This is a genomic window from Cupriavidus sp. HMR-1 (assembly GCF_000319775.1).
Lineage (GTDB): Bacteria > Pseudomonadota > Gammaproteobacteria > Burkholderiales > Burkholderiaceae > Cupriavidus > Cupriavidus metallidurans.
In genome coordinates, this window is sequence record NZ_ANKP01000074.1 from 1 (window position 1) to 14,649 (window position 14,649).

Annotated in this window: 15 protein-coding genes and 1 pseudogene; 7 read left to right on the forward strand and 9 right to left on the reverse strand. The window is 64.2% G+C overall.

Annotation, left to right across the window (positions count from 1 at the left end):
* The 4 genes from minC to D769_RS11310 all read left to right on the forward strand — a co-directional run.
* The coding region (gene minC / locus D769_RS11295) for a septum site-determining protein MinC (protein ID WP_008645117.1) at positions 1–567 on the forward strand (567 nt) is incomplete at its 5' end.
* Between the two features lie 48 nt (positions 568–615).
* Positions 616–1,428 (forward strand): septum site-determining protein MinD, encoded by an 813-nt coding sequence (minD, locus tag D769_RS11300; protein ID WP_008645118.1) that lies wholly within the window; start codon positions 616–618, stop codon positions 1,426–1,428.
* A 15-nt stretch (positions 1,429–1,443) separates the two neighbouring features.
* Positions 1,444–1,698, forward strand: a complete 255-nt coding sequence (minE, locus tag D769_RS11305) for a cell division topological specificity factor MinE (protein WP_008645119.1) — start codon at positions 1,444–1,446, stop codon at positions 1,696–1,698.
* 420 nt (positions 1,699–2,118) lie between these two features.
* Positions 2,119–3,243 (forward strand): porin, encoded by a 1,125-nt coding sequence (locus D769_RS11310; protein ID WP_008645123.1) that lies wholly within the window; start codon positions 2,119–2,121, stop codon positions 3,241–3,243.
* Between the two features lie 12 nt (positions 3,244–3,255).
* Here D769_RS11310 and D769_RS11315 read toward each other — a convergent pair whose 3' ends face one another.
* Entirely contained in the window at positions 3,256–4,068 is an 813-nt protein-coding gene (locus tag D769_RS11315; RefSeq protein ID WP_040010988.1) for a response regulator transcription factor, read from the reverse strand.
* A gap of 185 nt (positions 4,069–4,253) precedes the next feature.
* Here D769_RS11315 and D769_RS11320 point away from each other — a divergent pair, with 185 nt between their 5' ends.
* Positions 4,254–4,976 carry a response regulator transcription factor gene (locus D769_RS11320; RefSeq protein WP_008645126.1) on the forward strand — a complete coding sequence of 241 codons (723 nt, stop codon included), beginning with the start codon at positions 4,254–4,256 and terminating at the stop codon, positions 4,974–4,976.
* A 103-nt stretch (positions 4,977–5,079) separates the two neighbouring features.
* Here D769_RS11320 and D769_RS11325 read toward each other — a convergent pair whose 3' ends face one another.
* Positions 5,080–6,072 carry a tripartite tricarboxylate transporter substrate binding protein gene (locus tag D769_RS11325; protein WP_008645128.1) on the reverse strand — a complete coding sequence of 331 codons (993 nt, stop codon included), beginning with the start codon at positions 6,070–6,072 and terminating at the stop codon, positions 5,080–5,082.
* Positions 6,073–6,200: 128 nt separating this feature from the next.
* Complete coding sequence (locus tag D769_RS11330) at positions 6,201–6,464, reverse strand: hypothetical protein (protein ID WP_008645129.1); 264 nt, start codon at positions 6,462–6,464, stop codon at positions 6,201–6,203.
* Positions 6,465–6,684: 220 nt separating this feature from the next.
* Between D769_RS11330 and D769_RS11335 the strand changes: the two genes are divergently transcribed.
* The gene (locus tag D769_RS11335; RefSeq protein WP_008645131.1) at positions 6,685–8,001 is read left to right on the forward strand and encodes a M20/M25/M40 family metallo-hydrolase; all 1,317 of its coding nucleotides are present in this window, start codon (positions 6,685–6,687) and stop codon (positions 7,999–8,001) included.
* 62 nt (positions 8,002–8,063) lie between these two features.
* On the opposite strand, the gene D769_RS11340 is transcribed toward D769_RS11335, so the two are convergent.
* A complete protein-coding gene (locus D769_RS11340) occupies positions 8,064–9,278 on the reverse strand; it encodes an MFS transporter (RefSeq protein WP_008645133.1) in 1,215 nt (404 codons plus the stop codon).
* A 140-nt stretch (positions 9,279–9,418) separates the two neighbouring features.
* On the opposite strand from D769_RS11340, the gene D769_RS11345 reads away from it, so the two are divergent.
* Positions 9,419–10,237: a helix-turn-helix transcriptional regulator gene (locus tag D769_RS11345; RefSeq protein WP_008645135.1), complete on the forward strand. Its 819-nt coding sequence runs from the start codon at positions 9,419–9,421 to the stop codon at positions 10,235–10,237.
* A gap of 23 nt (positions 10,238–10,260) precedes the next feature.
* On the opposite strand, the gene D769_RS11350 is transcribed toward D769_RS11345, so the two are convergent.
* From D769_RS11350 to D769_RS11370, 5 genes and pseudogenes are all read right to left on the reverse strand, one after another.
* Entirely contained in the window at positions 10,261–11,538 is a 1,278-nt protein-coding gene (locus D769_RS11350) for a M20 aminoacylase family protein (protein ID WP_008645138.1), read from the reverse strand.
* A 231-nt stretch (positions 11,539–11,769) separates the two neighbouring features.
* Positions 11,770–12,636, reverse strand: coding sequence for a fumarylacetoacetate hydrolase family protein (locus tag D769_RS11355; RefSeq protein WP_008645139.1), 867 nt, complete (start codon positions 12,634–12,636; stop codon positions 11,770–11,772).
* Positions 12,637–12,701: 65 nt separating this feature from the next.
* Positions 12,702–13,484, reverse strand: coding sequence for an MBL fold metallo-hydrolase (locus D769_RS11360; protein ID WP_008645141.1), 783 nt, complete (start codon positions 13,482–13,484; stop codon positions 12,702–12,704).
* 152 nt (positions 13,485–13,636) lie between these two features.
* Positions 13,637–14,263 (reverse strand): glutathione peroxidase, encoded by a 627-nt coding sequence (locus D769_RS11365; protein WP_008645142.1) that lies wholly within the window; start codon positions 14,261–14,263, stop codon positions 13,637–13,639.
* A gap of 110 nt (positions 14,264–14,373) precedes the next feature.
* Positions 14,374–14,649 (reverse strand): annotated as a pseudogene (locus tag D769_RS11370) (MFS transporter); the annotation flags it as partial.

The window sequence follows — 14,649 nt, forward strand, 5'->3', positions numbered from 1 at the left end:
GGCTTCGGCCTGCCGCTGCTGGACAGCCAGAGCCGGCGTGGCGGCAAGGACGAGGCCCCGAAGGAGAAGGCGGGCAAGCCCGAAGCCACGGCGGCAGGCGGCCAGGCGGACGCCGAGGCGACCAGGAACACCAGCAAGGGCAAGGACAGCGAGGGCGCCGCAGTCAATGGCAAGGCCTCGGAAATCGCCGAGATCATGGCGGCCGCGAACGCGGCTTCCGCCCCCCGCACAATCCCCACGCTGCTGATCGACAAGCCGCTGCGCTCGGGCCAGCAGATCTACGCCCAGGGCGACGTGGTGATCCTGGACTTGGTCAGCTACGGCGCCGAAGTCATCGCCGAAGGCAATATCCATATCTATGCCCCGCTGCGCGGCCGCGCGCTGGCGGGTGTCAAGGGTAATCCCGATGCGCGCATCTTCTGCACGTGCCTGGAGCCCGAACTGATTTCCATCGCCGGCATCTACCGGACCGCGGAGCAGACACTCCCGGCCGACGTGCTCGGCAAGTCGGCACAGGTTCGCCTGGCCGACGAAAAGCTGATCCTTGAACCGCTGCGCATGAAGTAACGGCAGCACGCAAACGAACGAATTCCACTCATACCGGACCATAGAGCCATGGCAAAAATCATCGTAGTGACCTCCGGCAAGGGGGGCGTTGGCAAGACCACCACCAGCGCGAGTTTCGCCGCCGGTCTGGCCCTGCGTGGCCACAAGACTGCCGTGATCGATTTCGACGTCGGCCTGCGCAACCTCGACCTGATCATGGGCTGCGAGCGTCGCGTGGTGTATGACCTGATCAACGTGGTGCAGGGCGAAGCGAACCTGCACCAGGCGCTGATCAAGGACAAGAAGTGCGAAAACCTGTTCATCCTGCCGGCGTCGCAGACGCGCGACAAGGAAGCGCTGACGCGCGAGGGCGTGGAGAAGGTCATCAACGACCTGAAGGAAATGGGCTTCGAGTACATCATCTGCGACTCGCCGGCCGGCATCGAGACGGGCGCGCTGATGGCGATGTATTTCGCTGACGAGGCGCTGATCGTGACCAACCCCGAGGTATCGTCGGTACGCGATTCGGACCGCATTCTCGGCATCCTGTCGTCGAAGACCAAGCGCGCCAGCGAAGGCGAGCCGATCAAGGAACACCTGCTGATCACGCGCTACAACCCCAAGCGCGTGCACGGTGGCGAGATGCTGTCGCTCACCGATATCCAGGAAATCCTGCGCATCAAGCTGATCGGCGTGGTTCCAGAATCGGAGGCGGTGCTCCACGCCTCCAACCAGGGCACGCCGGCGATCCACCTGGAAGGCACCGATGTCGCCGATGCATACGGCGACATCGTGGACCGCTTCCTGGGCAAGGACAAACCGCTGCGCTTTACCGATTATCAGAAGCCGGGGCTGTTCTCGCGCATCTTCGGCAACAAATAAGGAGGGCTCACCCACATGTCGATCCTGTCCTTCCTGCTGGGAGAGAAGAAGAAATCCGCATCGGTCGCCAAGGAGCGCCTGCAGATCATTCTCGCCCATGAACGTTCGGGCCATTCGGCGCCGGCCGATTACCTGCCGGCCCTTCAGCGCGAGCTGGTGGCCGTGATTTCGAAGTACGTCAAGATCAGCGATCAGGACCTGCGCGTCAGCCTGGAGCGCCAGGACAACCTCGAGGTTCTCGAGGTCAAGATAGAAATTCCACAAGCCTGAGATCGAGGCTGTGGGTAATTCCAAAGTAAATCCGCGATAAATCCGCGGCATTTTCTTCTAAGGGAAAACCCGCATTTTTGATTAGATTATTGCAGCGCAGCAGTCGTATTCCACGACTGTTGCGCTGTGCTCCGCACTTCCGTTTATCCCCCTGTTTTTCGTTGCCCTGTCGTTGCCCGTTCGTGCCCCTGCACCAGAACGGCGCGTGCTGCTGCGCACCATTTTCAGCGTTCAGAGGCATTGTGTAGCGGCAAACCAACGGAATTGCACCAAATCCCCTCCTGAAGCACTGCTCTTGCTTGGTTTTATGTCCGAACGATCCGCCTTTTGTTAAATTTTCGCGGCGTTTACAGCAAACGTTATTCAAATGGACGCGCCGTGATCCGGCAGCGGACAACCACAAGACAGAAAAGGAGCACCATGAAGAAATCGCTACTGACCCTCGCACTCGGTTCGCTGTTTGCCGGCGGCGCCTACGCGCAAACGTCGGTCACGCTGTACGGCATTGCCGACGCCAGCATCCACTACACGACCAACGCCGATGCCAACAACCACGGCCAACTCGCGATGGACAATGGTGCCATCACGCAAAGCCGCTGGGGCCTGAAGGGCGCCGAAGCCCTGGGTAACAACCTGAAGGCCATCTTCCAGCTGGAAAACGGCTTCAACGTGCCCAACGGCACGATGAGCTCGTCGGGCCAGATCTTCAACCGTCAAGCCTACGTTGGCCTGGCTGGTGATTTCGGCGCCGTGAAGCTGGGTCGCCAGTACACCGAAGGGTTTAATTTCTTCGGCGACTACGATCCGCTGACCATCGGTAACTACACCGGCAACTCGTGGATGTATTACAGCCTGACGCAGCTCCGTCGCAACAACGTGGTCAGCTACGGCGGTTCGTTCAGCGGTTTTGATTTCGGCGCAAGCTACGGCTTCGGCGAAACCCCGGGCAGCTTCACGAAGGCTAGCGGTTCGGGCGCCGGCATCAACACGCCGTACTTCGGCGTGCGCGCAGCCTACAACTACGGCCCGTTCGGCGTGGGTGGCGTGTACCAGGAAATCCGCGACGCCAATGGCAACAAGCAGCAAATGTGGGGCGCTGCTGGTAAGTACTCGATCGGACCGGCAAAGCTGTTCCTGGGCTACATCGGTGGTCGCGACCACACCGGCCTGATGGACAACATCCTGAACAACGCCGCCGTCGTCACGACGAACGCCAACCCGGCTCCGAACACCGTCGGTACGGCTGCTGCGAACGCCAATCCGCGCAAGGACACGCTGGGCTACATCGGCGCGACCTACCAAGCCACTCCGGCCCTGGCGCTGACCGGTGCGTTCTACGCCGACTACGTCGAAAACAAGAACGGTATCGCCGACAACAACGGCCGCCGCTACACGGCCGCGCTGATCGCCGAGTACTCGCTGTCGAAGCGCACGCAAGTCTATGGTGCTGCGGACTTCAACAAGGTTTCGGGCGCCACCACGACCGAACTGCCGGGCCGCAACAACCAGACCAGCTTCGGTGCTGGCATCCGCCACATCTTCTGATTGCTGGTTTGATCAGTTGGCAGAAAGGCACCTTCGGGTGCCTTTCTTTTTTTGCGAAGGCGGAGATGGAGTCGACGGTGGAGTTGGCTGTGATGTTGGCGGTGGCGCCATCCCCGACGTCGTCAGCAGTTCCAGGCGATAGCCATGCGTGTAGAGCGGCTGGAGCCGCACACCGTTGTGCTCCCACAGGCCGAGCTTGGTACGCACACGCGAGACATGGGTGTCGATGGTGCGTGACAGCGGCGGCAGCTCCTTGCCCCAGATCGCCGCAAGCATGTATTCGCGCGGCACGGCGCGGCCCTCATTACGGAACAGGAGCAGCGCGACTTCGAACTCCTTCGGCGTCAGCCGTACCTCCTGCCCGTGGCACGTGGCGTCGCGCGTCACGGTGTCAAAGCTGAAACAACCCCAGGTCAGCCGTCCATCGTCTGGCTGGCGGGAGTCCGGGTACGCTCGCCGCAGCAGCGCTGCGATGCGCGCGCCGAGTTCGCGCGGCCGGATCGGCTTGACCATATAGTCGTCGGCGCCAGCACTCAACGTTGCGACAATGTCCGCCTCGGCGTCGCGCCGGGTCAGGAACATCACCGGTATGCGCGGATCCAGGTGCGCGCGCGCCCAGTCCAGTACTTCCCGGCCAGAGACATTTGGCACGTGCCAGTCAAGCAGCAACAGGTCGAACGTGACCTTGCGCAACGTGACCAGCATGCGCCTGCCATCGGCGAACGTCACGCACTCATGCCCTTCCGCCGTCACGATCTCGCGAATCCTCGCGGCCTCGGCAGCGTCGTCCTCCAGCGAGGCAACCCTCAGTCCCATCCTTGTCATGCGTCGTCGCGCCCAAGTGGAGCGTCCAGTGAAATCGCTGACGACCATTAGAGGCGTGTGAGCGAGAGAACCCTATAAGACGATGCTCATTTTCTGCATCGGCCACAAATGTTTACTTTCGTTTGGTGCGCGCATCGGCCTACCATGACCCGGAACATCTGACCTGATCAGGAAGGAAACGCACCTTGAGAATCGCCGCGCTCGAAGACGACCCCGTCCGCGCCATCGTGCTGGAGCGAGCGTTGCATCCCGGCGGACACACGCTTGCGCGATTTCGCAGCAGCCAGCCGATGATCGAGGCCATGCGTCGCGAGCCGTTCGATCTGCTGCTGCTGGACCGGGACGTGGCCGGCACCAACGCCGACGATCTGCTCGATTGGGTGCGGCGCACGCTGGGACACGGAATGCCGGTGATGATGCTGGGCCAGAGCGATGCGGAGGAAGTGGTCGTGGGCTGCCTCGCGGCTGGCGCGGATGCGTACGTGCCGCAGCCCGCGCGATGCGATGAGCTGCGGGCCCGCATCGAGGCATTGACCCGGCGGGCAGCGATGCCCGGCATGACGGTTGCCACCGTGCCGCCTGGCGCGCTAGGGAACACTTCCGATCAACTCGTCTGCGGCGTGTTCCGCTTTGCGGTAGCGGAGCACCGCGTGTGGGTCAACAGCATGACCGTGGCCCTGTCGCCCAAGGAATACGCGCTGGCGCTGCTGCTGTTTCGCAACCTTGGCGCGCTGGTGACGCGCCGCGCGATGATCGAGCACGTTTGGCCTGCCACCGGCATCATGGAGCAGGCGCGCACCATTGACAGCCACCTGTCGCGGGTACGCACCAAACTCGCGCTCTGGCCGTTCAACGGCATCATGCTGCGATCGGTCTATCGGCTCGGGAGCCGCCTGGACCCGATATAGACAGCCGTCGCGACACGCGACCGGCCGTCATTGGCTGCCCTATGAGACGGATGAGGTGGCTGAGGTTGATAAGGCAGCCGTCTTCCGCTGAGCGGAGTCCATCTCAATCGATCTTGATGCCCGCTTCCTTGACGATGCGCGCGTTCTCCGCCGACTCGGCGCGAATGGCCGCGCCGAACTGTGCCGCCGATCCACCCGTGGGCACCTCGCCGCCGCGCAGCAGGCGGTCGCGCACGTCGGGCTCGGCCAGCGCCTTGTTCAGTTCCGCATTGAGCTTGTTGATGATGGCCGGCGGCGTCTTGCCCGGCGCGAAGATCCCGAACGTCGAAGTCAGGTTGGCCTTGGGATAGCCCAGCTCGTCCATGGTCGGCACATTGGGCAGCGAATCGATGCGCTTCGGCGCGCCCACGGCGATGGCGCGTAGACGCCCGGCCTGCATGTGCTGCGTCAGCATGGGGCTGGCGTTGGTGCTCATCACCTCGAACTGCCCGCCGAGCGCGTCATTCATCTGCTGGCCGGCACCCTTGTACGGGATCATCGTCAGTTCCGTCTTCGACTTGGCCTTGATCTGCTCGAGCATCACATGGCCCACCGTGCCAAGGCCAGACGTGGCCCAGCGCACCGAGCCGGGCTTGGCCTTGGCCTGCGCGATCAGGTCCTGAAACGATTTGCCGGAGAAGCTCGGCGTGGCGACCACGAGCACCGGCGAGTACATCACGCTCATCACCGGCGCCACGTCGTGCTGCGGGTCGTAGTTGACGTGGCCCACGTGCGGATTGAGCGTCAGCGGGCTGGTCGACGAGAAACCGACCGTGTAGCCATCCGGCGCGGCTTTGGCCACGGCGTCGATGCCGATGCTGCCACCCGCTCCGGCCTTGTTCTCGACGACCACCGAGGTGCCCATCTGCACCGAGAGCTTTTCGCCCAGCGCGCGCGCCACGGCGTCGCTGATGCCGCCGGTCGGATAGGCAACGATCATGCGGATCGGGCGGCTCGGATAGTTGTCCGCGGCGAAGGCCGGGGCGGAGATAGAGGCGGTCAGGGCAGCGGCCGCGATAAACGCGGCGTGCAGCGGCAGGGATCGGAAGGCGACCATGATCGGGCTTGAGCGGGAAATTAGCGGGAATCTGCGGATTTGGCGGGACGTGGCGGGCAATGCATGGCCGCGTCCGAATTGCCGCCATCTTAGCCGATCCGGCCCGCGCCCCTGAAACGGGCGAGCGGTTATCGCACCAGCGGATGCTCAGGCACCCACGACACGAATAGCTCGTTGGCCCGGTCATAGAGCCGCCATGCGGTACCGCATTCCCGGCACCTGAACGACAACATGCTGAACGGCACGCCGGCCGCGCTCTGGCTGACCAGCGGCGCCGTATTGTGCAGGGCCAGGCAGGGATGGGGTTCGCGCCGGCGCGGATCGTCGGCCAGTGCCAGGCAATGGGCACAGGCAGGGCGCGCTGGCGCATGGGAAGGCACGGCGTCAGGCATGACGGGGGTCCCGGAGGGCTGGAGTACGGCGGACTTCATGACCGCCATGATGCCGCAAATTCGATGCCAGGATGACCAATGTCTGCAGCGCCCGCGCGACAGGATGCGCGGACTGAGCGTGAATCGTGACGAGACCCACGCCAGGGCCTTTACCGCGGCGCCCCGATTCCGCAACATTCCAACTTTCCGCACAGAAGACACCACAAGGAGTGTTCCCGTCATGCACGCTGCCCCTCATCCTGCCCTGCGTACCCGCCTGGCCCGCCTGGCCCTCTTGCCCGCCGCGCTGGCGCTGGCCGGCGCGATCTGCGCCCTGCCGGCCCAGGCCGAGCCCGTGCAGCCGGCCTTTCAGCTTGCGCAGCAGGAAAAGCCCGCGCTGATCGACACGCTCAAGGACCTGGTATCGATCGAGTCCGGCAGCAAGGATATCGAAGGCCTGGACCGCATCGCCAACCTGATTCGCGACCGCCTGGCCGCGCTCGGCGGCGACGCGAAGCTGATCGAGCCAACCGACGTCTATCGCATGGAGGACACCCCGCCGAAGGTCGGCAAGATGGTCATGGCGCAGTTCAAGGGCACTGGCCAGCGCAAGATCATGCTGATCGCGCACATGGACACGGTGTACCTGCGCGGAATGCTCGCGCAGCAGCCCTTCCGCGTCGACGGGGATCGCGCCTACGGCCTGGGCATTGCCGACGACAAGAACGGCGTGGCGGTGATCCTGCATACCGTGGCCATCCTGCAGAAGATGAAGTTCAAGGACTATGGCACGCTGACCGTGCTGATCAACGGCGACGAGGAGATCAGCTCGCCGGGCGCGCGCGCCACGTTGACGAAGCTGGGCGCGGAGCAGGATGCCGTATTCTCGTGCGAAGCCTCGCGCGTCACCGGCGACCGGCTCTCGCTGGCCACGAGCGGTATCGGCGCCATCTCGCTCAAGGTCGACGGCAAGTCCTCCCACGCGGGAAGCTCGCCGGAACTGGGGCGTAATGCGCTCTACGAGTTGTCGCACCAGATCCTGCAGATGCGCGACCTGTCCAACCCGGACACCGGCCTCAAGGTCAACTGGACCCTGTCCCACGCCGGCACCAACCGCAACGTGATTCCGGCCGTGGCCACCGCGCAGGCCGATGTGCGCGTGCTGCGCACCGCCGACTACGACGGCCTGGAGCGCACGCTGCAGGAGCGGATCCAGAAGAAGCTGATTCCCGACACGAAGGTCGAAGTGAAGTTCGAGCGCCGTCGCCCACCACTGGAAGCCACCCCGGCATCCCGTGCGCTGGCCGCGCACGCGCAGGGCATTTATGCCGAAATCGGCGAGAAGCTGGCTGTTTATGACACCGCCGAAGGCGGCGGCACCGATGCGGCATTTGCGGCGGCCGCAACCAAGGCACCGGTGATCGAACGCTTCGGCCTGCGCGGCTTCGGCGCGCATTCGAACGATGCGGAGTATGTGGACTTGAACTCGGTCACGCCGCGTCTGTATCTGCTGACGCGGATGATCATGGATGTCTCGCAGGACAAGACGGGAAAGTGATCGAGGGAGGGAAGTGACTCCCCCTCCCGCTGTGGCGGGAGGGGGTTAAAACCATCAGCCGTTCAAGCCGCTTTCGCTCTCTCGCGCAAGTCCGGCAGGAATACCGCGAGCAGGCCCAGCAATGGCAGGAACGCGCAAAGCTGGTACACGGTCTCGATGCCGTGCACATCGGCCAGCCGGCCGAGCACGGCGGCGCCGATGCCGCCCATGCCGAAGGCAAACCCGAAGAATAGCCCCGACACCATACCCACCTTGCCCGGGATCAGTTCCTGCGCAAACACCAGGATGGCCGAGAAGGCCGAGGCCAGGATGAAGCCGATCACCACGGACAGCACGGCAGTCCAGAACAGGTTGGCGTGGGGCAGCATCAGGGTGAACGGCGCCACGCCCAGGATCGACGCCCAGATCACGCGCTTGCGGCCGATGCGGTCACCGATCGGCCCGCCCATGATCGTGCCCGCCGCTACGGCGAACAGGAACAGGAACAGGTAGATCTGCGAGGTCTGACGCGCCAGGCCGAACTTCTCCATCAGGTAGAACGTGTAGTACGTGTTCAGGCTGGCCATGTAGAAGTACTTGGAGAAGATCAGCAGCAGCAGCACCACGATGGCGCGCACCACTGTCGACTTCGGCAGCTTGTTGACCACGACGCCGGCGCCCTTCTTCTTCGCGGCGCGCTCGGCCAGGTGCCGGCCGTACCAGCCGCCGATCTGCCACAGCACGGTGATGGCCAGCAGCGCGGCCAGCGAGAACCAAGCCACGCTGCCCTGCGAGTGAACGATCCACGCCGCCAGCAGCGGACCCATCGCGCTGCCGCCGTTACCGCCCACCTGGAAGATCGACTGGGCCAGACCGTGCTGCCCGCCCGACGCCAGCCGCGCCACGCGCGACGATTCCGGGTGGAAGATCGACGAACCGGTTCCCACCAGCGCTGCGGCAACCAGCAGCACGCCATAGGTCGGGGCCACTGACAGCAGCAACAGGCCGCACAGCGTGAATCCCATGCCGATGGCGAGCGAATGCGGCTTCGGATGCTTGTCCGTGTACAGGCCGACCACCGGCTGCAGTAGCGACGCCGTGACCTGATACGTCAGCGTCAGCAGGCCGATCTGCGTGAAGCTCAGGTTGAAGCCGCCCTTGAGCATCGGATAGATGGCCAGGATCAGCGACTGGATCATGTCGTTGAGGAAGTGCGCGAAACTGATCGCGTACAGCACGCGGAAGCGTGTGCCTTCCTCACGGTCGGCCGGATGGGCCGGATGGATGGTTGTGCTCATGGTGCGGGGGCGCATTGGCCAGTCATGCTTGGCAAAAGCCCGGGCGCCCGAACAGCGCGCGGCCGGGAAGTGTGACGATGCTAATTGGCAAACTGCCGCCTGTCCTGCGAGAATGAGGCCGTAACTTTGGAGAAAAGGACATGCCAGCCGAAGCGCCGAACGCTGCCCATGCCGACGGGCGGCCCGATACCTACTCGGAACAACCCGCCTACCTCCAGTACGATCGCGGCCCGATGCCCGTGGCGGCCATGGCGGCGGACTACCTGCCGACCCATGTCACCAAGCCCCACCAGCATCCGCATGCGCAACTCATCCATGCCGTGCATGGGGTGATGGTGGTGTCTACGTCCGAGGGACAGTGGATCGTGCCGCCGACACGCGGCATGTGGATGCCCGGGGGCACCGTGCACTGGATCCGCATGGTCGGGCACGTGCAGATGCGCACGGCCTACATCCGCCCCGACGCCGCGCCGAACCTGCCCACGCGCTGTACCGTACTCGGTATTTCTCCGCTGCTGCGCGAGTTGATCCTGGCCGCGATCGACATTCCCCTGCCCTATTCGCCCGACTCGCGCGAATCCCGGCTGATGCAATTGCTGCTCGATGAAGTCACGCTGGTACCCACGCTGCCGCTCCACCTGCCCCGCCCGACGGACAGGGACCTGCGCGTGATCTGCGAGCAGATCACCGATAGCCCCGACTCTGGCCTGACGCTGGCTGACTGGGGCGACAGGCTTGGCGTGGATCCCAAGACCATTCAGCGCCGATTCGCGCGCGAGACCGGGATGACGTTCGGCCAGTGGCGCCAGCAGGCACGGCTGCTGGCCGCGCTGGAGCGGCTGGCGGCTGGCGACAAGGTGGTGGATGTGGCGCTCGACATGGGCTATGGCAGCCCGAGCGCCTTCGCGACGATGTTCCGGCGGCAGTTCGGCGTGCCGCCGAGCGCCTTCTTCAAGTAGTCCTGTCGTCCTGTCGCCCTGTCCTACCCGGCAAGGTAGCGCTCGACCAGCCGCGTCCAGTAGGCCGCCCCGACGGTCAGGTTGTCGTCGTTGAAGTCGTAGCCGGCGTTGTGAAGCAGCGGCTGGTTGACCCCATTGCCCATCCGGACGAAACATCCGGGCCGCTGCTGCAGGAAGTAAGCGAAGTCCTCGCTGCCGGCGATGCGGTGGAAATTCGCGATCGCACGTTCGGGGCCCACCAGTTCCTCGGCCACCTGGCGTGCGAACTCGGTCTCCGCTTCGCTGTTGACCAGCACCGGATAGCCACGCACGTACTCGATATCGGCCGTTGCGCCATAGCCCTCGGCGTGTGACGTGGCAAGCTGCTTGATGCGCGTTTCCATGGATGCCCGCACATCCGCACTGAATGAGCGCACGCTGAGTTCCATGCGCGCGCTATCGGGAATCACATTGGGCGCGTGGCCGGCGTGCAGTGTGCCGATGGTCACCACGGCAGTCTCGTTCGGATCGACGTTGCGCGCCACGATGGACTGCAGCGCCATGACCAGGCTGCCCGCGACCAGGATCGGATCGATCGACTGATGCGGCCGCGCGGCATGGCCCCCCTTCCCGCGGATGGTGATCGCAACGGTGTCGCACGCGGCCATGAACGGGCCCGAACGGAACATGAAGGTACCGGCCTCGGCACCCGGATGGTTGTGCAGGCCAAAGATCGCATCGCACGGAAAGCGTTCGAACAGGCCGTCGGCCAGCATCCGTTCCGCGCCACCGCCCGCCCCGATCTCCTCGGCCGGCTGGAAGATCAGGTGCACGGTGCCATCGAATTGCCGGGTACGTGCCAGTTGTCGCGCGGCACCCAGCAGTACGGCGGTGTGGCCGTCATGGCCACACGCGTGCATCTTGCCGTCGTGCACGCTGGCATAGGGCAAGCCTGACCGCTCGTGGATCGGCAATGCATCCATGTCGGCGCGAATGCCGACGCTGCGTTGCCCCGCGCCCACTCGCAGCGAGGCCACCACGCCGGTACCGCCCACGCCACGTGTAACCGTGTAGCCCCAGTTCTCCAGCTTGCTGGCGACGAGTTCGGCCGTGTGGACCTCGTTGAAGGCAAGCTCGGGATGCTGGTGGATATGGCGGCGGATGTCCTGCAGTTCGTCACGCGAGTCGAGCGTGTCGTGCAGGGTGCAGAAGGACCGGGTGGGGGAATCCTTGGCGAGGCGGACGGAGACGGACTTGAGGATCGATGCGACTTCAGGGGCGTCGATGTCAGGGTCTTCGATTTCGGGGGCGTGTTCAGACATGGCAGTGCTCTAAACGGCAGACATGTATGAACAGTATTTCACGCATCCCAAGGAAGAAAACCTGGAATGCTGATTTCGTGCGAAAACGCCCGGAATCACGGCAAAACTGTTGCCCTGATCGGACGCTTTGTGTGGAACTGCGACGATTTGTGTGAAGACGTTTCCGTTGGGAACCCGCGCCGATGTCGCCGCGGGCACCCAACCGCCCTGCCTGGATCCGTCCGAATCCGCCTAGATTCGTATTGCGCCACCGCGCCCGACGTAGGCCACGACGTTCTGGGACTGCTCGCCAAGCCCCTCGACGCCCAGGCGCATCACGTCGCCGGCACGCAGGTAGCGCGGCGGCTTGAAGCCCATGCCGACACCTGGCGGCGTGCCGGTGGCGATCAGGTCGCCGGGCTCCAGCGTCATGAAGCGGCTGACGTAGCTGACGATCGTCGCCACATCGAAAACCATGGTGGCCGTGCTGCCCTTCTGCATGCGCTCGCCATTGACGTCGAGCCACATCCCCAGCTTTTGCGGGTCGGGCACCTCGTCACGCGTGACCAGCCACGGGCCCGCCGGACAGAAGGTGTCGCAGCCCTTGCCCTTGTCCCACGTGCCGCCGCGTTCGAGCTGGAATTCGCGCTCGGAGACATCATTGACCACGCAGTAGCCGGCCACATAGTCGAGCGCCTGCTCCTTCCACACATTCCGGGCCCGGGTGCCAATCACCACGCCCAGTTCCACTTCCCAGTCCGATTTCTGTGAATCGAGCGGCAACATCACGTTGTCGTTCGGGCCGTTCAGCGACGTGTTGGCCTTCAGGAACACGATCGGCTCGGTCGGCAGCGGCATGCCGGCTTCGGCGGCGTGGTCGGCGTAGTTCAGGCCGATGGCAACGATCTTGCCAACGCCGCTCCAGGGCACGCCGAAGCGTCCGCCTTCCACCACCGGCAGCGTGGCGGGGTCGATGGTCGCCAGACGGGCCAGCACGCCGGGCGCCAGTTCCTGCGGGCCGATGTTGTCGATCACGCCGGACAGGTCGCGCACGCGGCCGTCGCTGTCCAACATGCCGGGGCGCTCGGCGCCGGGTTCTCCAATGCGGACTAGTTTCATGGGTCTCGTCTCCTTGCGGTAGCACCAGCCCGCGAGCATAGCGCAAGCGCGAGACCCCTGCCCGTTCAGCCCAGCATCGACGGCACACGGTAGTGGGCGGGCTCGAGCAGATCCAGCCCGCACTGCAACTGGTCGATCCAGTCGATGAAGCGCTTGACCATCTCGCGGCCCCGGAACGAGGGCCCGTGCTGCGGCACGATCCACTCGATATCCATGGTCCGCGCCATCGCGGCCCAGAGCCGGCACGCCCGGTTGCCGCTCATATAGCGGCGATGGAACGCCAGCATCCGGCGGGCGTGGGCATCGAAATCGGTCACCACGGTGCCGGCTTCCGTCCCCGACGTCATCGTGGCCCCAAGGTCGCCCGAGAACAGGATCTTGCTGACCGGGTCGTAGAACTGGAAATTGCCTTCGGAATGGAGGAAGTGCGCGGGCACCGCGATCAGGTGATTGTTGCCAAGCGGTATCACCATGCCAGCATCCGGGATGGTCACGATGCGCCCCGCCGTTTTGCCTGCCTGGCAGAAATGCGGCAGAAAGCGTGCCCAGACCTGCGAGATCAGCACGCGGCTGTCCGACGATGTCAGCCAGCGCCCCACCGAAGCCACGATGTCCGGGTCCGCATGGGACGCCAGCACGTAGTCAAGCTGCTTGGGTGGGAAATAGCGGCTGATCGTCAGATACAGCTCGCTGTAGGTCATGTTTCCGCCCGGATCGATCAACGCCGCATGGCCGTTGTCGACCACCAGAAACTGGTTGCTCTGGACGACCTCGCCTTGACCCTCGTCGACCAGATCCGTGAATGCCAGACAGACATGCCCGCCCGCTTCGTACAACACGTTACTCATGATCCCTCTCTCGCCGCTCTAGTTTTGTTGTAAATGGCTAGGGGCGAAAGTAATGAGACGTAGGCGTTTCTTTATTGATGATGATCAAACTATGGCAGAAACAAGCTACGAAAACGACAGCCGCATGGACACGCTGCGGGGCAAGCCGCGCATCAGCGCGCGTTCAACAGCTCTTCGATCTTCGAGACAAACTGCTTGTCGTCCGGCTTGACCATGCTGTTGTAACTGCCGATGACCTGTCCCTTGCGGTCGATCAGGTACTTGTAGAAGTTCCACTTCGGCGCAGTGCCCGTCTCCTGGGCCAGCAGTGCGTACATCGGATTGGCATCGCTGCCGCGCACATGGCTCTTGCCGAGCATCGGGAACTTGACCCCGTAGGTGTTGTAGCAAAAGTCCGCAATGTCCTTGGACGAGCCGGGTTCCTGGGAGAAATCGTTGGACGGGAAACCGAGCACCACCAGCCCGCGTTCGCGGTACTTGGCGTAGAGCGCCTCAAGGCCCTCGTACTGCGGCGTGAAGCCGCAATAGCTGGCCGTGTTCACCACCAGCACCACCTTGCCAGCGTACTGGCACAGGTTCTGTGGCGATTCGTCCTGGAGCCGCGGGAAGCGGAAGTTCAGCGACGCCGGGCAATTGCCCGCCGGCTGCGCGGCCGCCGGCACGGCCTTTTCGGCGGCGCGAGCAGGTGGCGGCAGCATGACTGCCACGGCGGCGGCCAGCGTCAGCGCGCCAGCCAGAGCGGTTCGTTGCACGGATTCCAGGGTACGTTGGCGGGACATGAATCGGGGCTCCGGTGGCTTGAGGAGTAACTTTAGGTGCAAGGAAGTCTACGCTCTCGGCCGATTCGCGTCATTCGGGCACACCCGGCCTCTTCCCTGGTTTGACGTCCTTATTCCATGTGGATCTTGGCCGCGTGCTCGGTCACGCTGCTGCGCAGTTCCAGATCCGGCATCCGACGCACGATCAGCAGCGCGATGATCGTGGCCACCGCGCCGGCCGCGAAAATCAGATGAAAGCCCGATTCCACGCCGCCAGCCAGCACATGGCGCACGGCTGGCGACAGGTGTGCCAGCGCCTCGCTGCCATGCCGCAGCGCGCCAAGATCCAGCGCCTGCGTGACGCCGGCCCGGGCCAGCGCGTCGCGAAACTCCATGGCCAGCAGCGT

What these genes read in the sequence shown, in the direction of transcription:
- minD (WP_008645118.1), top strand. Translation starts at nt 616, where the DNA reads ATGGCAAAAATCATCGTAGTGACCTCCGGCAAGGGGGGCGTTGGCAAG.
- minE (WP_008645119.1), top strand. Translation starts at nt 1,444, where the DNA reads ATGTCGATCCTGTCCTTCCTGCTGGGAGAGAAGAAGAAATCCGCATCG.
- D769_RS11310 (WP_008645123.1), top strand. Translation starts at nt 2,119, where the DNA reads ATGAAGAAATCGCTACTGACCCTCGCACTCGGTTCGCTGTTTGCCGGC.
- D769_RS11315 (WP_040010988.1), bottom strand. Translation starts at nt 4,068, where the DNA reads ATGACAAGGATGGGACTGAGGGTTGCCTCGCTGGAGGACGACGCTGCC.
- D769_RS11325 (WP_008645128.1), bottom strand. Translation starts at nt 6,072, where the DNA reads ATGGTCGCCTTCCGATCCCTGCCGCTGCACGCCGCGTTTATCGCGGCC.
- D769_RS11330 (WP_008645129.1), bottom strand. Translation starts at nt 6,464, where the DNA reads ATGCCTGACGCCGTGCCTTCCCATGCGCCAGCGCGCCCTGCCTGTGCC.
- D769_RS11335 (WP_008645131.1), top strand. Translation starts at nt 6,685, where the DNA reads ATGCACGCTGCCCCTCATCCTGCCCTGCGTACCCGCCTGGCCCGCCTG.
- D769_RS11340 (WP_008645133.1), bottom strand. Translation starts at nt 9,278, where the DNA reads ATGAGCACAACCATCCATCCGGCCCATCCGGCCGACCGTGAGGAAGGC.
- D769_RS11345 (WP_008645135.1), top strand. Translation starts at nt 9,419, where the DNA reads ATGCCAGCCGAAGCGCCGAACGCTGCCCATGCCGACGGGCGGCCCGAT.
- D769_RS11350 (WP_008645138.1), bottom strand. Translation starts at nt 11,538, where the DNA reads ATGTCTGAACACGCCCCCGAAATCGAAGACCCTGACATCGACGCCCCT.
- D769_RS11355 (WP_008645139.1), bottom strand. Translation starts at nt 12,636, where the DNA reads ATGAAACTAGTCCGCATTGGAGAACCCGGCGCCGAGCGCCCCGGCATG.
- D769_RS11360 (WP_008645141.1), bottom strand. Translation starts at nt 13,484, where the DNA reads ATGAGTAACGTGTTGTACGAAGCGGGCGGGCATGTCTGTCTGGCATTC.
- D769_RS11365 (WP_008645142.1), bottom strand. Translation starts at nt 14,263, where the DNA reads ATGTCCCGCCAACGTACCCTGGAATCCGTGCAACGAACCGCTCTGGCT.